The 18,579-nt window shown below is 63.8% G+C and carries 22 protein-coding genes; 8 read left to right on the plus strand and 14 right to left on the minus strand.

Features of this window, described 5'->3' with window-relative positions; all coding sequences use genetic code 11:
• From IVB47_RS01475 to grxD, 3 genes are all read right to left on the minus strand, one after another.
• Positions 1-356 (minus strand): serine hydrolase domain-containing protein (locus IVB47_RS01475; RefSeq protein WP_247459445.1); only part of this gene is annotated, 356 nt, incomplete at its 3' end.
• Between the two features lie 45 nt (positions 357-401).
• A complete protein-coding gene (locus IVB47_RS01480) occupies positions 402-953 on the minus strand; it encodes an O-acetyl-ADP-ribose deacetylase (RefSeq protein ID WP_247459446.1) in 552 nt (183 codons plus the stop codon).
• A gap of 3 nt (positions 954-956) precedes the next feature.
• On the minus strand, positions 957-1,283 hold the full coding sequence (grxD, locus tag IVB47_RS01485; RefSeq protein ID WP_063995769.1) for a Grx4 family monothiol glutaredoxin: 327 nt from the start codon (positions 1,281-1,283) through the stop codon (positions 957-959).
• Between the two features lie 241 nt (positions 1,284-1,524).
• On the opposite strand from grxD, the gene egtB reads away from it, so the two are divergent.
• Both egtB and egtD read left to right on the plus strand, forming a co-directional pair.
• Positions 1,525-2,817 carry an ergothioneine biosynthesis protein EgtB gene (egtB, locus tag IVB47_RS01490; RefSeq protein ID WP_247459448.1) on the plus strand — a complete coding sequence of 431 codons (1,293 nt, stop codon included), beginning with the start codon at positions 1,525-1,527 and terminating at the stop codon, positions 2,815-2,817.
• Between the two features lie 52 nt (positions 2,818-2,869).
• Positions 2,870-3,841, plus strand: coding sequence for an L-histidine N(alpha)-methyltransferase (gene egtD / locus IVB47_RS01495; RefSeq protein ID WP_247459450.1), 972 nt, complete (start codon positions 2,870-2,872; stop codon positions 3,839-3,841).
• A gap of 25 nt (positions 3,842-3,866) precedes the next feature.
• On the opposite strand, the gene IVB47_RS01500 is transcribed toward egtD, so the two are convergent.
• Together IVB47_RS01500 and IVB47_RS01505 are read right to left on the minus strand one after the other, a co-directional pair.
• Positions 3,867-5,060 carry a low temperature requirement protein A gene (locus tag IVB47_RS01500; protein WP_247459544.1) on the minus strand — a complete coding sequence of 398 codons (1,194 nt, stop codon included), beginning with the start codon at positions 5,058-5,060 and terminating at the stop codon, positions 3,867-3,869.
• Between the two features lie 23 nt (positions 5,061-5,083).
• Complete coding sequence (locus IVB47_RS01505; protein ID WP_247459452.1) at positions 5,084-5,320, minus strand: BolA family transcriptional regulator; 237 nt, start codon at positions 5,318-5,320, stop codon at positions 5,084-5,086.
• A 211-nt stretch (positions 5,321-5,531) separates the two neighbouring features.
• Here IVB47_RS01505 and IVB47_RS01510 point away from each other — a divergent pair, with 211 nt between their 5' ends.
• Positions 5,532-5,891, plus strand: coding sequence for a DUF427 domain-containing protein (locus IVB47_RS01510; protein ID WP_027567668.1), 360 nt, complete (start codon positions 5,532-5,534; stop codon positions 5,889-5,891).
• A gap of 136 nt (positions 5,892-6,027) precedes the next feature.
• On the opposite strand, the gene IVB47_RS01515 is transcribed toward IVB47_RS01510, so the two are convergent.
• The gene (locus IVB47_RS01515; protein ID WP_007602280.1) at positions 6,028-6,201 is read right to left on the minus strand and encodes a DUF1328 domain-containing protein; all 174 of its coding nucleotides are present in this window, start codon (positions 6,199-6,201) and stop codon (positions 6,028-6,030) included.
• A 190-nt stretch (positions 6,202-6,391) separates the two neighbouring features.
• Here IVB47_RS01515 and IVB47_RS01520 point away from each other — a divergent pair, with 190 nt between their 5' ends.
• Entirely contained in the window at positions 6,392-7,570 is a 1,179-nt protein-coding gene (locus IVB47_RS01520) for an acyltransferase (RefSeq protein WP_247459546.1), read from the plus strand.
• 177 nt (positions 7,571-7,747) lie between these two features.
• Here the strand turns inward: IVB47_RS01520 and purL are convergent, their stop codons facing one another.
• Positions 7,748-9,958, minus strand: coding sequence for a phosphoribosylformylglycinamidine synthase subunit PurL (gene purL / locus IVB47_RS01525; RefSeq protein WP_247459454.1), 2,211 nt, complete (start codon positions 9,956-9,958; stop codon positions 7,748-7,750).
• Between the two features lie 183 nt (positions 9,959-10,141).
• Between purL and IVB47_RS01530 the strand changes: the two genes are divergently transcribed.
• Positions 10,142-10,621, plus strand: a complete 480-nt coding sequence (locus tag IVB47_RS01530) for a PaaI family thioesterase (protein WP_247459456.1) — start codon at positions 10,142-10,144, stop codon at positions 10,619-10,621.
• Between the two features lie 75 nt (positions 10,622-10,696).
• Positions 10,697-11,653: a DMT family transporter gene (locus tag IVB47_RS01535; protein WP_247459457.1), complete on the plus strand. Its 957-nt coding sequence runs from the start codon at positions 10,697-10,699 to the stop codon at positions 11,651-11,653.
• Between the two features lie 3 nt (positions 11,654-11,656).
• Here IVB47_RS01535 and IVB47_RS01540 read toward each other — a convergent pair whose 3' ends face one another.
• The gene (locus tag IVB47_RS01540) at positions 11,657-12,628 is read right to left on the minus strand and encodes a tripartite tricarboxylate transporter substrate binding protein BugD (RefSeq protein WP_247459459.1); all 972 of its coding nucleotides are present in this window, start codon (positions 12,626-12,628) and stop codon (positions 11,657-11,659) included.
• On the minus strand, positions 12,625-13,326 hold the full coding sequence (gene purQ, locus IVB47_RS01545) for a phosphoribosylformylglycinamidine synthase subunit PurQ (protein WP_247459461.1): 702 nt from the start codon (positions 13,324-13,326) through the stop codon (positions 12,625-12,627). The genes IVB47_RS01540 and purQ overlap by 4 nt, the downstream gene beginning before the upstream one ends.
• Before the next feature lie 165 nt (positions 13,327-13,491).
• Here purQ and IVB47_RS01550 point away from each other — a divergent pair, with 165 nt between their 5' ends.
• Positions 13,492-14,508 (plus strand): magnesium and cobalt transport protein CorA, encoded by a 1,017-nt coding sequence (locus IVB47_RS01550; protein ID WP_018455523.1) that lies wholly within the window; start codon positions 13,492-13,494, stop codon positions 14,506-14,508.
• Positions 14,509-14,518: 10 nt separating this feature from the next.
• Here IVB47_RS01550 and purS read toward each other — a convergent pair whose 3' ends face one another.
• Both purS and purC read right to left on the minus strand, forming a co-directional pair.
• The gene (purS, locus tag IVB47_RS01555) at positions 14,519-14,761 is read right to left on the minus strand and encodes a phosphoribosylformylglycinamidine synthase subunit PurS (protein WP_007602264.1); all 243 of its coding nucleotides are present in this window, start codon (positions 14,759-14,761) and stop codon (positions 14,519-14,521) included.
• Between the two features lie 12 nt (positions 14,762-14,773).
• Positions 14,774-15,541: a phosphoribosylaminoimidazolesuccinocarboxamide synthase gene (gene purC / locus IVB47_RS01560; RefSeq protein ID WP_171944915.1), complete on the minus strand. Its 768-nt coding sequence runs from the start codon at positions 15,539-15,541 to the stop codon at positions 14,774-14,776.
• Between the two features lie 309 nt (positions 15,542-15,850).
• On the opposite strand from purC, the gene IVB47_RS01565 reads away from it, so the two are divergent.
• Positions 15,851-16,174, plus strand: a complete 324-nt coding sequence (locus tag IVB47_RS01565) for a DUF1476 domain-containing protein (protein ID WP_247362456.1) — start codon at positions 15,851-15,853, stop codon at positions 16,172-16,174.
• A 53-nt stretch (positions 16,175-16,227) separates the two neighbouring features.
• Here IVB47_RS01565 and cynS read toward each other — a convergent pair whose 3' ends face one another.
• The 3 genes from cynS to ntrB form a co-directional block, all read right to left on the minus strand.
• Positions 16,228-16,710: a cyanase gene (gene cynS / locus IVB47_RS01570; protein ID WP_051462744.1), complete on the minus strand. Its 483-nt coding sequence runs from the start codon at positions 16,708-16,710 to the stop codon at positions 16,228-16,230.
• 64 nt (positions 16,711-16,774) lie between these two features.
• The gene (locus IVB47_RS01575; RefSeq protein ID WP_247459463.1) at positions 16,775-17,707 is read right to left on the minus strand and encodes an ABC transporter ATP-binding protein; all 933 of its coding nucleotides are present in this window, start codon (positions 17,705-17,707) and stop codon (positions 16,775-16,777) included.
• Between the two features lie 4 nt (positions 17,708-17,711).
• A complete protein-coding gene (gene ntrB, locus IVB47_RS01580) occupies positions 17,712-18,554 on the minus strand; it encodes a nitrate ABC transporter permease (RefSeq protein ID WP_247437434.1) in 843 nt (280 codons plus the stop codon).
• Positions 18,555-18,579: the final 25 nt, after the last annotated feature.

Genomic DNA, 18,579 nt, shown 5'->3' on the forward strand with positions numbered 1-18,579 from the left:
TTGATCGTACCTTCCTCGATCAACTTCACTGCGACGACGGAAGTGATCGCCTTGCTCATCGAGAACAGGCGGAAGATCGTCTTGTCCGTGATCGGCGCCTTGCTGACCGCGTCCTGCACGCCGAAGACTTCGTGGTAGACCGGCTTGCCATGTTGTTTGATGAGAACGTTTGCGCCAGCGATCTTGCCGGTCGCGACCTCGTTCTTGAAGAACTCGGTGATCCTCGCGAGCTTGTCCGGATTGAAATGCGCGCCGGCCGGAATCTCGTAGGTGCCCTCCGCCCGCGCAAGCGACATCGTACCCAGCGACACAAGCGCGGCGCAGACCAGCGCGCGCAGTCCAGACTGTAAAATCATATCCCCTCCCCGGAACATGCCCCGGGGAGTGTACCGACCGCGTCATCAGGCACAAGGGCCGCCGTACCGCGCCAAAACGTCCGCGTGCAGAGTCGCGCTCTTTTCCGAGAAACAACAAAATATGACGTCGACGACCAGCGGCGCGGCGGGAAGGGCTTCAATGGTCGCATGGACCGCAATCTTCGCCGCCTGGTCGGCCGGAAAGCCGTAAACCCCGGTCGAAATCGCGGAGAACGCCACGGAGGTCAGCCGATTGGCCCCGCAGAGCTCAAGCGCACGGCGATAGCATGAGCCCAGCGCCTGCGCCTCACCGCGAGTGCCGCCGTGCCAGACCGGGCCGACCGCATGGATCACATGGGTCGCAGGGAGAAGGTAACCCTTCGTGATCTTGGCATCGCCGGTCGGGCATCCTCCGAGCTTCCGACACTCGGCCAGAAGCTCGGGCCCGGCCGCCAGATGGATGGCACCATCGACGCCGCCGCCACCCAGCAGCGACGTGTTGGCCGCGTTGACGATGGCGTCAACGCTCAGCGTGGTGATGTCAGCGACGATGACCTTGAGCTCCGCGCCGCCGATCCGGCGCGTCAGCTGGGTCACGTATCAGGCCGCGACAGCGACGCCCTTTTCGGAGAACAGCTGCTGCAATTCACCGGCCTGGAACATCTCGCGGACAATGTCGCAGCCGCCGACGAACTCGCCCTTCACATAGAGCTGCGGGATGGTCGGCCAGTTCGAAAAGTCCTTGATGCCGTTGCGCAGTTCGGCGGATTCGAGAACGTTGAGGCCCTTATAGCCGACGCCGATGTGGTCGAGAATCTGGACGACCTGGCCGGAGAAGCCGCACTGCGGAAATTGCGGTGTGCCCTTCATGAACAGAACCACGTCGTTCGACTTCACTTCGTTGGCGATGAATTCCTCGATGCTCATATCCGTGTCCTTCTGGGGCGGAGCCCACTCCAATCGCTTCGGGCTGGCTCAGCCGATTTAACCCGATCCCTGCCTATATATGTAGCCCAAACCGTTGTGCATCCAAAGTAAAATGGCGGCGAGCGGCCCCTGGGCGGACCGTTCTCGGCAGCAGCGGCCCATTGCATGATGGCACGAATATCATAGCCGGGGAGGACTTTCATACCGTCACGGAGCCCCTATCTAGGACGAACCCGGCGTTTTGGAACCCGACAACGCCAACAACGTTCTCTTGTCCTGTCTGGAGAAAAACGTGACAAAACCAGCCTCCGTTACGGCCCCCGCCCCGTCACCGTCGGCCGATTTGGGCGGCCTTGCCCAGAGGCTGGAAGACGCGTTTCTCAACGTCCGCGACGAGACCGAGCGCCGGGCCGCACCGCTGTCGCCGGAGGATCAGCAGATCCAGTCCATGCCGGACGCGAGCCCGACGAAATGGCACCGGGCGCACACCACCTGGTTCTGGGAGCAATTCGTGCTCGGCGAGCACTGTGCGGGCTACCGGCCCTTTCACCCTGACTTCGCCTTCCTGTTCAATTCCTATTACGTCAGCGCCGGCCCACGCCATTCCCGCAATCACCGCGGCGATATCACCCGTCCGAGCGCCGATCAGGTCGGCGCCTATCGAAAACATGTCGACGCTGCCGTCGTGACATTCTTCCGCGACGCCGGCGAGGACAAGCTTCGCGAGATCGCGCCGCTGGTCGAAGTCGGCCTCAACCACGAGCAGCAGCATCAGGAATTGATGTTCACCGACATCCTGCACGCCTTCGCGCAGAACCCGATCCCGCCGGCCTATGATCCGGACTGGCGCTTCCCGGCCGCAACGCCGGCCAGCGAGGATTGGCTGACGCTGAACGAAGGCATCCACACCGTCGGTCATGTCGACGAGAGTTTTCATTTCGACAACGAGAAGCCGGCGCATCGCGCCCTCGTCGGCCCGGTCAAGCTCGCACGCAATCTCGTCACCAATGGCGAATGGCTCGCCTTCATGCGCGACGGTGGCTACCGGACCGCAACGCTGTGGCTGATGGACGGTTTTGCGGCCGTGAACAACGAGGGCTGGGACGCCCCCGGCCATTGGCGCGAGATCGACGGCCAGTGGCACGTCATGACGCTGGCCGGCCTCAAGCCGGTCGATCCCGACGCGCCCGTCTGCCACGTCAGCTATTACGAGGCTGACGCCTTTGCGCGCTGGGCCGGAAAACATCTGCCCACCGAGATGGAATGGGAGGTCGCGGCCCGCGCGGGCCAGTTCAACGATGCGTTCGGCATCGTCTGGCAGTGGACGCGATCGTCCTACTCGCCGTACCCCGGCTATCGCGCCATCGAAGGCGCGCTCGGCGAATACAACGGCAAGTTCATGGTCAACCAGCTGGTGCTGCGCGGCTCTTCGCTTGCAACCCCGGAGGGGCACAGCCGTACCACCTATCGTAACTTCTTTTATCCGCACCACCGCTGGCAATTCACGGGACTGCGGCTCGCCGACTACGAGTAAAATTCTCATCCGACGACAAATGCGCGCCGGACAGCGCGTTCAGGAGAGTATCATGAATGTGCACGCCAGCGCTTTGGCCGAAGCCCATCTTCCCGACGAACAAACCACCGCTTTTGCCCGCGAGGCCATCGAGGACCTCTCGCAGCAGCCCAAAAAGCTGTCGCCGAAATATTTCTACGATGCGGCCGGATCGGAATTGTTCGAAGCGATCACACGGCTGCCGGAATATTACCCGACGCGCACGGAGCTGGCGATCCTGAAGGAGCGCGGCGGCGAAATCGCGAGGATCATTCCGGAGCACGCGGCCCTGGTCGAGTTCGGCGCAGGCGCGACCACAAAGGTTCGCCTGCTGCTCAACCACTGCAAGTTTGCGGCCTATGTGCCCGTCGACATCTCCGGCGACTTCCTGACGGCGCAGGCGAACGGCCTGAAGCGGGATTTTCCGTCACTCGGCATCTACCCGGTGGCGGCCGACTTCACCACGCCGTTCGAGCTGCCCAAGGCAGTGGCGACCATGCCCAAGGTCGGGTTCTTCCCGGGCTCGACCATCGGCAATTTCGAGCCGCATGAAGCGCAGGCCTTCCTGAAGAGCGCACGCGCTATCCTGGGCCGCGGCGCGCAGATGATCATCGGCGCCGACCTCGAGAAGGAGGAGCGCCTGCTCCACGACGCCTATAACGATGCCGCCGGTGTCACCGCGCGCTTCAACCTCAATGTGCTGGTGCGGATCAATCGCGAACTCGGCGGAAATTTCGATCTCTCCGCCTTCACCCATCGCGCGATCTACAATCGCGAGCGGCACCGCATAGAGATGCACCTGATCAGCAAGAAGAGCCAGACCGTGCGCCTGCTCGGCACCAGCTTTTCGTTCCGCGCGGGCGAGAGCATCCACACCGAGAACAGCTACAAATACAGCATCGAGCGCTTCGCCGCGCTGGCGCAGGGCGCAGGGTGGCGGGTGCGCGAGAGCTGGACGGATGCGGCCAAGATGTTCTCGGTGCATGCGCTGGAGGCGGCAGAGTAAGCGCTCCGGGGCCAATGGCGCCGGCTCAATGCTCCTCGGCTTGTTCCGGCGTCGATCCCAGCGAGACCGACTCCCAGACCGCAACGACGATCATGATCACCGTCGCGGCGACCGACAGCCATAGCGGGGACAGTTCGGCGGCGAACCACGACAGCGCCAGAAGCAGAATGATGCCGATGCCGTGCGAGAGCTGGAGGAAGCCGCGGATCGCATGCTTGAACAGGATGGTGCCGACCAGGAACAGCAAGGGACCGCCGATCGTGCTGACGATGGTCCTGATATCGGAATGGCCGACCGGATGCTTCAGCACCAGCTCGTCGGAGACCGCGGTCAGGATGATGCCGGCGACGATCGGCATGTGCAGATAGGTGTAGGCGAGCCGCGCCAGCCGGCCGGATTCGGCGGATTTCGAGATGCGTTCGGCGCCGGCCTCGGCGCCCTTGTGGAAATAGACCCACCACATCGCAATGCTGCCGACCAGCGCGGAGACGAAGGCCAAAATGTTGTCCGCGGTCCAGTCCAGCTCGGCAAAGGTGGCGCCGTTGACGACGACGGCCTCGCCGAGCGCGATGATGACGAAGAGCGAGCAGCGCTCGGCCATGTGGCCGCCTTCGACGGCCCAGGCCTCGACCGACGAGAAGCCCAGTTTCGGGACCCAGAAGCGCACCGCCGGCGAGATGTATTCGATCGTCAGCGCCACGATCCAGAACCATAGCCGCACCTCGTCATGGGCGAGGCCGCCGAGGATCCAGAAGATCGCGGAAACCGAGAGCCATGTCAGGATGCGGATCGCATTGTGCCGGACGGCCGTTCGGTGGCGCGGAGTCGCAAACATCCAGAAGGCGGTGCGCCCGACCTGCATCGTTGCGTAGGCGATCGCGAACCACAGGCCCCGCCCCTCAAACGCGGTCGGGATCGTCGTGGACAGCACGAGGCCACCCAGCATCATCAGGAAGATCAGGATCCGGACCGGCGTCAGTTCGGGATCGAGCCAGTTGGTGACCCAGGCGGTGTAGACCCACACCCACCATACCGCGAGAAACAGCACCGCGACGTGCACCGCACCGAGCGGCGTGAAATGGTGCAGCAGTGTGTGCGAGACCTGCGTGATCGCGAAAACGAAGACCAGGTCGAAGAACAGCTCGGCATTGGTGACGCGGCTGTGCTGGTTCGGCAGGATGACGCGAAACATCGCGCCGCGAGGATTGTCCGCAGCCATCGTCATGCCCCCGTCACGATCGATCAGGCGCCCGGCACCCCGGTTTGCAGCGCCAGCGCATGCAGCACGCCACCCATCTGGCCGCGCAGGGACCGATAGACGATCTGGTGCTGCTGGACGCGGGACTTGCCGCGGAAGGTCTCCGAGATCACGGTCGCGGCATAGTGATCGCCGTCCCCGGCGAGGTCACGGATGGTCACCTCGGCATCGGGGATCGCCGCCTTGATCATCGCCTCGATATCGTGGGCGTCCATTGGCATTCGGGTCGTGCTCCTGTGTCGGCTGCAATCAGCCTTGTCGTCGAATCGCTGCCGGGGTCCGGATCTGCAAAGCCAAACTTGCCGGCGGGGCCAAACTTAGCGTGAACGGCCTTCTACGTCACGCCTTCCGGCACTATATCGGTGATCCGATCTGGATAAAGCCACGACAAAGTGCCGCGCGCGGCAGAGTGATCGAAAAAGGCGTGAAATCATGAAACTTCCAGGGCCCGACCACCCCATCACCATCACCCCAAATCCCCGGCGCGTCCGGGTCACGGCCGGCGATATCGTGATCGCCGAGACCACCAAGGCGCTGACGCTGAAAGAGGCGAAATATCCGGCGGTGCAATATGTGCCGCGACAGGACGCCAACATGGCGCTGCTGGAGCGCACCGACCGCGTCACCCACTGCCCCTACAAGGGAGATGCGAGCTACTACAGCGTCAAGGCCGACGGCAAGACGCTGGACAACGCGATCTGGACTTATGAGGCGCCCTTCCCCGCGATGACCGAGATTTCCGGTCATCTCGCCTTCTACCCGGACAAGGTGAAGATCGAGGAAGTGGGGTAAGCCCACATAGGGCCTGCCGTCACGGCCGGGCTCGTCCCGGCCATCCACGCTTTTGGCTGCCGCGGATACAAAGAACGTGGATGCATGCCCGGGGCAAGCCCGAGCATGACGACTGGGAATGCCGACGCGAGCCCCGCTACGCCCTGAATATCGTGAGCCCCAGGATCAGCAGCACCAGGAAAATCGCGACGAACACGTAGAACAGGAAGCGGGCGATGTCGGCGGAGGCGGCCGAGATGCCGGTGAAGCCGAGCACGCCGGCCACGATGGAGACAAGTAAGAAGATCAGCGCCCATTTCAGGATCGTCATCGCCAGCTCCGAAATTGTACCGCCTGTCGCGGCCCTCAAGCCCTTTTGGCGAACGCTAACTGCGTTGCAGGGAACTGGTTCCTAGCGGCAACGGGCCCTGCGGGCGTCCCAAACGACCCTTGCTGAATCCGGTTCCCGGCGGCAAAGTCCCGCAGGGACGGAAAGCGCGACCGGGGCGGCCACGATGACGATGTCACATTCAGCGACGATCGGAGCAGAGGCGCATGCGGCGCCGAAGGCCAAGGCGCGCAATCTGTCGCTCGATCGCGCCCGCACCTTCCTCACGCTGGTGGTGCTGCTGCACCACGCCGTCATTCCCTACACCTATTTCGGGCACACCGATCCGGCGTCCTGGGCCGGTTTCGACGTGGTCGTGCTGGCCACCGACAGCTTCTTCATGGCGATGTTCTTCTTTCTGTCGGGACTGTTCACCTGGCCCGGCATCGCGCGCAAGGCGCCGTCGGTCTTTCTCCGCGACCGCCTGTTGCGGCTCGGACTGCCGTTCGCGATCGCGGCGTTCACCGTCATCCCGCTCGCCTATTACGCGATCGCGCTGCGGCACGATCCCGGGCTGAGCTTCACGGCATTCTGGTGGAAGACGATCACGGTTGGCCCGTGGCCGAGCGGCCCGATCTGGTTCGTGTGGGTGCTGCTGGCATTCGACCTGACCGCAAGCCTGCTCTACCGGGTCTCCGCGCATCTGGTCGATTCGGGCAACCGCGTGTCGCTGCGCGGATTCGACCAGCCGGCCGTATTCTGGCTGCTGCTCGTCGTCGTCACGACAATCGCCTACGTGCCGGCGCTGCTCTATTTCGGCGGCAGCAAATGGTTCGAGCTCGGGCCGTTCTCGGTGCAGGCCAGCCGCATCCTGCTCTACTTCGCGTATTTCTTCATCGGCGTCAGTGTTGGAGCTGCGAATTTCGATCGCGGTATCCTCAGCGCTGGCGGCCAGTTGCCGAAACAGCGCTGGCTCTGGGTGATCGCCACGCTGATCCCCTACTGCCTGATGTGGGTCATGATCTACATCAAGCGCGAAGTTCTCGGTAATCCCGACCCACAGCCGCACTGGTACCAGGCGATCTACGGCACGTTCTTCGTGCTGTTCTCAGGCTCGATCCTGCTCGCGATCCTCGCCTTCTTCCTGCACCAGAAGTCGCCGGGACCGAACCTGCTCGACCGCATGCAGGCGGATGCCTACGGCATCTTCCTGGTGCACTACCCGATCGCGCTGTGGATTCAGTACGCGCTGTTCGATTACAGCTGGCCTGCGATCGTGAAAGCCGCGATCGGCTTCGTGCTCACGGTGATCCTGAGCTGGGGACTGACGGCGGGCTTACGGAAAATTCCGGGGGCCTCGCACGTGTTGTGAGGCCGAGCTCTTTCCATTCGTCATTGCGAGGAGCTCTTGCGACGAAGCAACCCAGAGTGTTGCCTTGGAGGCAGTCTGGATTGCTTCGCTTCGCGCTCGCAGCCTGGATTGCTTCGCTTCGCTCGCAATGCGAGCTGGGGCAATCACTCCGCCACCAGCGCATTGCGGAAGCGCGTCCTACGCCGCCTTGCCGCCCATATACTCCGGCAGCCAGCGCTCGAACGAGGTCCGCAGCGCCTCTATCGTCACAGGCGCCTCGCCCGCGATCGCGATCGCGTCGCCGCCGGTGGTGCCGATCCGCACGCAGGGCACCTCGCAGCCGCGCATCTTGGCGAGCACGCGGCCGGCCTCGGTTTCAGGCACGATGACGAGATAGCGCGCCTGGTCCTCGCCGAACCAATAGGCCTGAGGCACCAACGAGGTTGGCGCCGCGAGCAGTTTGGCACCGATGCCGCTCGCCATCGCCATCTCGGCGAGCGCGATCAGCAGGCCGCCGTCGGAGAGATCGTGCACGGCGGTCGCGGTGCCCGCATGGATCATGCCGCGCACGCAGTCGCCGTTGCGCTTCTCGGCGGCGAGATCGACCGGCGGCGGCGCGCCCTCCTCGCGACCGCAGATGTCGCGCAGGTAAACCGACTGGCCGAGCCAGCCATGAGTTTCGCCGATCAGGAGGATCGCCTCGCCTTCGGCCTTGAACGCGAGCGAGGCTGATTTGGTGAAGTCATCGAGCAAACCGACGCCGCCGATCGAAGGCGTCGGCAGGATCGCGCGGCCGTTGGTCTCGTTGTAGAGCGAGACATTGCCTGAGACGACCGGGAAGTCGAGCGTGCGGCAGGCTTCCGAGATGCCCTTCAGGCAGCCGACGAACTGGCCCATGATCTCGGGCCGCTCGGGGTTGCCGAAATTGAGATTGTCGGTGATCGCGAGCGGCTTGCCGCCGACCGCAGTGATGTTGCGCCAGGCTTCCGCCACGGCCTGCATGCCGCCCTGATAGGGATCGGCTTCGCAATAGCGCGGCGTCACGTCGACGGTCAGCGCCAAGCCCTTCGGGCCGTCCTGCACGCGGACCACGGCGGCATCGCCGCCAGGACGCTGCATGGTGTTGCCGAGAATGACGTGGTCGTACTGCTCCCAGACCCAGCGCTTGCTGCACATATCGGGCGTGCCGATCAGCTTTTCGAGCGCGGCACCGAACCCCATCGGGGCCGCCACTTCGCGCGCATGCACGACCGGCAAAGCGGCGGAAGGGACATGCGGGCGGTCATAGAGCGGCGCCTCGTCGCCGAGCTCCTTGATCGGCAAATCGGCCATGACGTCGCCGCCATGCTTGACCACAAAGCGCTTGCTCGGCGTGGTGTAGCCGACCACGGCGAAATCAAGGCCCCACTTCTTGAAGATCGCCTCGGCCTCTTTCTCCTTCTCGGGCTTGAGCACCATGAGCATGCGCTCCTGGCTCTCCGAGAGCATCATCTCGTAGGCGCTCATTCCGATCTCGCGCGTCGGCACCGCATCGAGATCGAGATCGACGCCGAGATCGCCCTTGGCGCCCATCTCGACCGCCGAACACGTCAGACCCGCCGCGCCCATGTCCTGGATCGCGATGACGCAGCCCTTCTCCATGATCTCGAGACAAGCCTCTAACAGCAGCTTTTCGGCGAAGGGATCGCCGACCTGCACGGTCGGACGCTTCTCTTCGGACTTGTCGTCGAACTCGGCCGAAGCCATCGAGGCGCCGTGGATGCCGTCGCGGCCGGTCTTGGAGCCGAGATAGACGATCGGCATATTCACGCCGGAGGCGGCCGCATAGAAGATCTTGTCGGTATCGGCGAGGCCGACCGCCATCGCATTGACGAGAATGTTGCCGTCATAGCGGGTGTGGAAACGGACCTGGCCACCGACCGTCGGAACGCCGAAGGAATTGCCGTAGCCGCCGACCCCGGCGACGACGCCGGAGACGAGATGGCGCGTCCTGGCATGCTCAGGCGCGCCGAAGCTCAGCGCATTGAGGCAGGCGATCGGACGAGCGCCCATGGTGAAGACGTCGCGCAAGATGCCGCCGACACCGGTGGTGGCGCCCTGGTACGGCTCGATGTAGCTCGGGTGGTTGTGGCTCTCCATCTTGAAGACCACGGCCTGGCCGTCGCCAATGTCGATCACGCCGGCGTTCTCGCCAGGACCCTGGATCACCCAGGGCGCCTTGGTCGGCAGACCCTTCAAATGGAGGCGCGAGGATTTGTACGAGCAGTGCTCGTTCCACATCGCCGAGAAGATGCCGAGCTCGGTGAAGGTCGGCTCCCGCCCGATCAGCTTCAGAATGCGCTCATACTCGTCGGGCTTGAGCCCGTGGGCGGCAATCAGCTCGGGGGTGATCTTGGGTTCATTCTTCATGGATTCGAGGCTTTCGACGGCGGTGGGCCGTTCTTAGGAACATCGGACGGCTTGGAAAAGCCCTTTATGGCGCATTTTCCCGCTGTCCCACGTTTTGCGGCCGGGGGCTGCGGGAACAGGAATTGCACAGCGCGGACAGATCGGATTTAAGGGCAAACGACCCGCAATTGAAGGCCCATTCCCTTGCACGAATTGACCAAAGCGCCCCCGCCTCGCCGCCCCGACCTCCACGTCGCCACCGACGGGGAATTCCAGGGCTGGCGAACCTGGATTCGCGACAGTTTTGAGAGCCATATCGGCCCGTTCTGGCACAAGATCGAGGACGACGGCAGCGTCCGCTCGGCGTTCCGGGTCGAGAAAAAGCACCTCAACGGCTCGGGAAACGTCCATGGCGGCTGCTTCATGGCGTTTTCCGACTACTGCCTGTTCGCGATCGCCACCCACGAACTGGATGGGCCGGCGGTGACCACCAATTTCGCCTGCGACTTCCTCGACGCGGCGCGCGAAGGCGAGCTGATCGAATGCGTCGGCGAGGTCTCCCGCGCCGGCGGCTCGCTGATCTTCCTGCGCGGCAAGCTGACATCGGGCGGGCGGCCGCTGTTCACCTTCTCCGGCACGATCAAGCGGGTGAAGCGGAAGCCGGCACCGCAGCCAAACGCATAGCTCGCCGCCTTCCCTTTTGGCGCCCCCTCGCCCAGACTTGTGTCCAGCGCTGTCGCGCCGGGGAGCAATATCAAGGTGCCGCAGAGCACACCGCCGACGGCTCGCGCCACGGCCTCGCAATTGGCGTCCATGCCCGCCACAGGCGCGCGCAACTGGCGCGACTATGCGCTGCTGGTCGCGCTCGCCTGCTGCTGGAGCTCAACCTATCCGCTGGCCAAGCTCGCGCTGGACACGATTCCGCCCGTGACCTTCATCTCGGCGCGCTCGCTGATCGCGGCCGCCTTCCTGTTCGCGATCCTGTGGGTGCGCGGCGTCAGGATCCCGACCGATGCGAAGGCCTGGAAGCTGTTCGCGGTCCAGCAATTGATCAACTCGACCTTCCCGTTCCTGATCATCACGTGGTCGCAGCTCTATGTGCCGGCCTCGAACACGGTGGTGCTGGCCTCGACCACGCCGATCTTCGCCTTCCTGATCACCTCGTTGATCACGCGCCACGAGCCGGCAACGCTGCTGAAGCTCTTGGGCGCGCTCCTCGGCCTTGCCGGCACCATCGTCATCGTCGGCCTCGATGCGCTGCGCGGCTTCGGTAGCGAGATCGTGGCGGAGATCGCCATCCTGCTCGCCACCATCTCCTTTGCCTGTGCCACGATCTTCGGCCTGCGGCTGTCCGAATACGACCCGATGGTGGTGGCGGCCGGTTCGCTGCTGTTCGGCGGCCTCGTGCTGCTGCCGCCTTCGCTGATCATCGACCAGCCCTGGACGCTGCACCCGACGCCGACGGCGATCATAGCCACCATCGTCATGGGCATCGTCTCCAGCGCCCTGGGGCTGATGCTGTTCTACATGTGCCTGGGACGGCTCGGCACGCTGACGACGAACGCGCAAGGCTATTTGCGCATCCCGATCGGCGTCGGCCTCTCCGTGCTGCTGCTCGGCGAGAGCGTGCCGTCGAACCTGGTGCTGGGCCTGGTGCTGGTCATGGCGGGCGTTGCCGCGATGACGGTGCCGACGGAGCGGCTGAAACGACGCTAGCTATTACTTGGCGTCGTCAGCCAGCATCTTGCGGTACTTCTCGACGTCGCGAGTCACAAGCTTTTGCAGCACCTCGGGCGTGTGCTCGTCGGCATCGGGTGCCACGGTCGAGAGGTCGGCGAACCGCTTCTTCACCGCGTCGGTTTCGACCGCCGTGCGTGCAGCTGCATTCAGCCTGGCGATGACCGCCGGCGGGGTCCCCTTGGGCGCGAACAGGCCGTTCCAGCCCTGCGCCTCGAATTCGGGCAGGCCGGCTTCGGCCGACGTCGGCAGGTCGGGCACTGTGGCGAGCCGGACGGTCGAGCCGACCACGAGCCCGCGCGCCAGCTTCTCGTTGATCGACTGCGAGACGGAGGCTGCCGCATCGCAGATGCCGTCGATCTGGCCGCCGATGGCATCGGTGAGCGCGGGCGCGGCGCCGCGATAGCCGACCAGCGTTGCGTCGATCCCGGCGGCCGTGACGAAGCTCTTGCAGATCAGGTAGTTCGAAGAGCCGACGCCGGCATGGCCGAGATTGATCTTGCCGGGATTAGCCTTGGCGTAGGCGATGAACTCTTTCAGGTCCTTTGCCGGAAAATCCTTGCGCACGGCGATGATGCCGAACGTTTTCGCCACCATGGCGATCGGTACGAAGGAGTCCGGCGTGAACGGCAGCTTTGGATAAATCGTATAGGTCGCGGCGTTGGTGCCGGCATTGCCGATCGCAATGGTGTAGCCGTCGGGCTCGGCGCGGGAGGCGCGCGCCAGTGCGGTCGAGCCGCCGGCGCCGGCGACGTTCTCGATCACGATGGTCTGGCCGAGCGCGATGCCCATCTGCTCGGCAACGGTGCGCGCGATCACGTCGGACGTGCCGCCGGCCGCGAACGGCACGATCATGGTGACGGGACGCTTGGGGAAGTCCTGCGCGAACGCGGCCGTCGCGAATGCAGCGACAGCGACAGCGGCCGGCAGCCGCTTCAGCACGAACGCAATCACGCGGCCTTTTCCAGATGCGCGGTGAGGCCGGCGAACAGGCCGCGGCCGTCGGTGCAGCCCATGATGTCTTCGACGTGGTTTTCCGGATGCGGCATCATGCCGAGCACGTTGCCCTTGTCGTTGACGATGCCGGCAATGGATTGCGCGGCGCCATTGATGTTGCTGATATCGTCGATCGCGCCGTCGGCCGAGCAATAGCGGTAAAGCACGCGACCCTCGCCTTCGAGCCGCTTGATGGTCTCCGCGTCCGCCGCATAATTGCCCTCGCCATGCGCGATGGGCACACGGATCACCTGGCCTGCATTGTAGCCGCGGGTAAACGGCGTGTCGGAGCGCTCGACGCGGAGATGCACGTCGTGGCAGATGAATTTCAGCCGCGCATTGCGCATCAGGACGCCCGGCAAGAGGCCGGATTCGCAGAGGATCTGAAAGCCGTTGCAGACGCCGAGCACGAGGCCGCCCCTGACCGCATAGTCGCGCACCGCGTCCATCACCGGCGCCCGCGCCGCAATCGCGCCGCAGCGCAGATAATCGCCGTAGGAGAACCCGCCGGGCACGACCACGAGGTCGGTGCCATCAGGTAGCGACGTCTCGGCATGCCAGACCATCGCGGGCTCGCTGCCCGAGATCAGCCTCAAGGCACGCGCCATGTCGCGCTCGCGGTTGATTCCGGGAAAGACGAGGATGGCGGCTTTCATGGCAGAGGTTCCGAACGAGGATTAAAGTGGGGCTGGCACGTCTGCCAAATCGGCAGCAGACATAACCATTTGACGGGGATTTTACCAGTGCTAGCCTTGCCCGCGAGCGTTGTGCACAGGCCATAGCCCGCCATTCGGCCGATCGATTCGCCCGGGATTAAAGCCATGAATGTCCCCTCGCTGCCCGCATCCCTCTCCGAGCCGGTGTCCACCGAGGGCGTCATCGCCGCCGGTGCCTATGTCGACGGCCGGCGCGTCGCCAATATCGCCATCAGCGAGGCTTCGAGCTGGCGGGCGAAACCCGGCCACGTGGTCTGGATCGGGCTGCACGAGCCCGACATGGCGCTGCTCAGCGCGGTGCAGAAGCAGTTCGACCTGCACGAGCTCGCCATCGAGGACGCCAACCACGCCCATCAGCGACCGAAAATCGAGCAATATGGCGAGGCCCTGTTCATCGTGGCGCGCACGGCGCAACTGATCGAGGGCCGGATCGCCTTCGGCGAGACGCACATCTTCGTCGGCGAAGGCTATCTGGTCTCGGTGCGCCACGGCGCGTCGACGTCCTACACGCCGGTGCGCGAACGCTGCGAAAGCTGCCCGCGCGCGCTCGCGCGCGGCGAGGACTACATCCTCTACGCTATCCTCGATTTCATCGTCGACAACTACTCGCCCGTGCTCGAGAGCATTCACGAAGAGGTCGAGAGCATCGAGGACGACGTGCTCTCCAAGGCGATCAGCAAGGCGCAGATCGAGCGGCTCTACATGCTGCGCCGCGACCTGCTGCGGCTCAGGACTGCCATCGGACCGCTGGTGGAGGTCTGCCGCCGGCTCGAGCATGACGAACTGGCGATGGTGCGCGCTACGATGCAGCCGCTGTTCCGCGACGTCACCGACCACGTCAGGAACATCCAGGAGCGGATCGATTCAATGCGCGAGGTGCTGGCCTTCGCCTTCGAAGCAAGCCTGCTGGTCGGCCAGGCCCAGGAGACGGCGGTCTCCAAGAAACTTGCCTCCTGGCTCGCGATCATCGCGATCCCGACCGCGCTTGCCGGCATCTACGGCATGAACTTCAAGCACATGCCGGAGCTGGACTGGGAGTACGGCTATTACACGCTGCTCGGCGTGATGCTGACGGCCTGCGGCGCGCTGTACTGGCGTTTTCGTCGGGTCGGATGGCTGTGAGCCATCCTGTTCACCCGATCAGCTCAACCCGATAATTCTCGATCACGGTGTTTGCCAGGAGCTTGTCGGCGGCGTCCTTCAACGCCGCCTCTGCCTTGGCCTTGTCCGCGCCGGCGAGCTCGATGTCGAACACCTTGCCTTGGCGAACGCTGGCGACGCCGTCGACGCCGAGCGACTTCAACGCACCCTCGATCGCCTTACCCTGCGGATCGAGGATGCCCGTTTTCAACGTAACGGTGACACGTGCCTTCACGTCAGATCCCTCTTAGCTCTTCACCAGCACCGGGCCGGAACCGGCCGGACGCTCGTTCTCCATGAGAATGCCGAGACGCTTGGCGACTTCGGTATAGGCCTCGAGCAGCCCACCGAGATCCCTGCGGAAACGGTCCTTGTCGAGCTTCTCGTTCGACTTGATGTCCCATAGACGGCAGCTATCCGGCGAGATCTCGTCGGCGACGATGATCCGCATCATGTCGTTTTCGAACAGCCGGCCGCACTCCATCTTGAAGTCGACGAGGCGGATGCCGATGCCGAGGAAGAGACCGGTGAGGAAGTCGTTGACACGGATGGCAAGCGCCATGATGTCGTCGATCTCCTGCGGCGTTGCCCAGCCGAAAGCGGTGATGTGCTCTTCCGACACCATGGGGTCGTTGAGCTGGTCGTTCTTGTAATAGAACTCGATGATCGAGCGGGGCAGCTGCGTACCCTCCTCGATGCCGAGGCGCTGCGACAACGAGCCGGCGGCAACGTTCCGCACCACCACTTCCAGCGGCACGATCTCGACTTCGCGAATCAACTGCTCGCGCATGTTGAGGCGGCGGATGAAATGGGTCGGCACCCCGATGTCATTGAGGTGCTGAAACAGGTACTCCGAGATCCGGTTGTTGAGGACACCCTTGCCCTCGATCACCTGATGCTTTTTCGCATTGAACGCGGTGGCGTCATCCTTGAAGTGCTGGATCAGGGTACCGGGCTCCGGGCCTTCGTAAAGAACCTTTGCCTTGCCTTCATAAATGCGACGCCGACGGCTCATGGGGATGTACCGTGTTTTGTTGAAATCCATGTATCTGGTGTGCTCCGGTTGACGAGACTACGACCCACAGCGGAGCTGCCGTGAACGGCCCGGAACCCCTGGAAACAGAACGGGAACCCAGCCTTAGGCAACCTATCCGATTGGCCGTCCCAGCACAATCGATCCGGCCGTCCGGCATCAAACTTATACCGTCTTGCCTGCGGCTTAACGGCTCGTTGTTTTGCCGATTCGTGCCCCCTATCTAGGCATGCACCGGGGCTCTCGCAACGAGGGCCAGCCGGGTCCATTCAGCAGGGAATTGGAAAAGGCATGAGCACGTTGGACAAGCGCGAGGAAGGCTTCGAGAAGAAGTTTGCCCTCGACGAGGAGCAGAAATTCAAGGCGGAAGCCCGCCGCAACCGGCTGCTCGGTCTGTGGGCGGCCGAAAAGCTCGGCATCACCGGCGATGCCGCCACGGCCTATGCCAAGGAGGTGGTCGCGGCCGATTTCGAGGAAGCCGGCGACGCCGACGTCCTGCGCAAGGTCATGGCCGATTTCGCCGCCAAGAACGTCGCCGTCACCGAACAGGTGATTCGCGCCAAGATGAACGAGCTGATCGCGGTGGCGGCGGCCGAGGTGAAAGCCGGGAAGTAAGGCGAAGCGTCATTCCGGGGCACGTCTGCGACGCACCCCGGAATGCCAACCAGCTATCCCTCCTTGAACCCATACTCCGGCACATTGCCGCTGGCGCCGTAATATTTGTACGGCAGGAATTTGCCGCTCATGGTGATCTTGACGCGGTCGCCCTTCGGGTTGGGCAGGCGCTCCATCACCATGTCGAAATCGATCGCCGACATGATGCCGTCGCCGTACTCCTCCTCGATCAGCGCCTTCCACGCCGGACCGTTGACCATGACCAGCTCGTAGAAACGATAGATCAAGGGATCGGTCGGCGGCATCGGCATGCCGCGCATCGGCGTCTCGTTCAGCATCGCGGTCTCGGCCTTCGTCAGGCCGAAAAGTTCAGCGGCGTTTGCGGCCTGCGGCTTGGTCAGTTTCATTTGGCCGAGGATCGCGCCTGTTATCAGCACCTCGGAATAGCCGCCGATCTTTTCGCAGATGTGTTTCCAGCTCCAGCCCTTCTCGCGCTTGATGTCGAGCAGCTTCTCGGTGAGGTCTTCGCGTTTCATGTCAAGGTCTCCTTGGTTGTCGTCATGCCCGGGCCTTGTCCCGGGCATCCACGTTCTGGCTGCACTAGAAGGACGTGGATGGCCGGGCCAAGCCCGACCATGACGTCTCGTTGAGTGGCTCCGACTTGGCATCAGAGGCGACCGTCAGTCCGGGCTTGCCGATATGCACCACCGGCACATTCCGCGGATCGTGACCGGGCGTCTCGGCCGTGAAAGTCTTGCTGCGCGTTACCAGGAAATCAACCATGTGGTTGCGCAGCGCGTAGTACAGCGGATGGCGGTGCAAATCGGTGCGGCCGCGATCCCGCGGCAGCGGGTTCTCGACGACCTCGGCCAGCACCGCGCCGGGACCGTTGGTCATCAGGAAGATCTTGTCGGCGAGGTAGATCGCCTCGTCGACGTCATGGGTGATCATGAACGCGGTCTGCCCGGTCTCCAGACAGATGCGCCGCACCTCGTCCTGCAGCGTGCCGCGCGTCAGCGCATCGAGTGCCGAGAACGGCTCGTCCATCAGCATCATCTTTGGCGTGATCGACAGCGCACGCGCGATGCCCACGCGCTGCTTCATGCCGCCGGAAAGCTCGGAAGGTCGCTTGTGTTCCGACCCCGTCAGGCCGACGAGATCGATAAATTTCTGCGCATGCGCCTTCACCCTGGCGCGATCCCAGTTCCGCCATTTCGAGCTGACGGCGTAGGCAACGTTACCGAGCACGGTGCGCCAGGGCAGCAGCGCATGGCTCTGGAAGATCACGGCGCGATCGAGGCTCGTCCCTGAAATGGCCTGCCCGTCGACGATCACCGCGCCCTCGCTCGGCGCATCGAGGCCGGCAAGGATGTTGAGCACCGTGGTCTTGCCGCAGCCGGAATGGCCGATCACGCAGCAGAACTCGCCGCGCGCCATCGACAGCCAGAGATTCTCGAAGACCGCCGTTGTCGCGCCGCCTGCGCCCGGATAGCGCTTTGCGATGGCTTCGATCGAGATGAATTTTTCGGTCACGGCCCTACTCCGGAAACGTGACCATGCGCGTGAAGCGCGCGAGGATCTGGTCGAGCAACATGCCGACAACCCCGATCAGCAGGATCGCGATGATCACGTTGGTGATCGAGAGGTTGTTCCACTCGTTCCAGACGAAATAGCCGATGCCGGTGCCTCCGACGAGCATTTCTGCCGCGACGATCACGAGCCAGGCGATGCCGATCGAAATGCGCATGCCGGTCAGGATCGTCGGAGCCGCCGCCGGCAGGATCACGGTGAAGGCGCGCCTGATCGTTCCGACCTCGAGCGTTCGCGCGACGTTGATCCATTCCTTGCGTACGCTCGCGACCCCGAACACGGTATTGAGCAGCATCGGCCAGATCGAGCAGATGAAGATGACGAAGATCGCGGAGATCGAGGAATCCTTGATGGTGTAGAGCGCGAGCGGCATCCACGCCAGCGGCGAGATCGGCTTCAGCAGCTGGATGAAGGGATCGAGCGCCTGGCTGAGCAGCGGCGACATCCCGATCAGGAAGCCGAGCGGGATGGCGACCAGCACGGCGAGCAGATAGCCGGTGCCGACGCGCGCGATCGAGTAGCCGAGCTGGATGCCGAGCCCCTTGTCGTTCGGCCCGTTGTCGTAGAACGGCCTCCTCACATGCTCCCAGAGTTTTGCGCCGACATCGACCGGCCCCGGCATGGCGGATTTGCCCTGCGTCGCAGTCAGGCCCATCAGCTTGGCGTATTCCGGGCTCATCGTGGCCACCGGTGCCGCCGAGCGCACGGCGAGATGCCAGACACCGAGGAACGCGACGAGCAGCACGATCGAGACGAGGCCGGCGCGGAGACGGAGGGAGCTGGTGGTCATCGCGCGAAACCTCTCCACACGTCGT

Origin of the sequence: Bradyrhizobium sp. 62 (assembly GCF_023073035.1) — a bacterium.
Lineage (GTDB): Bacteria > Pseudomonadota > Alphaproteobacteria > Rhizobiales > Xanthobacteraceae > Bradyrhizobium.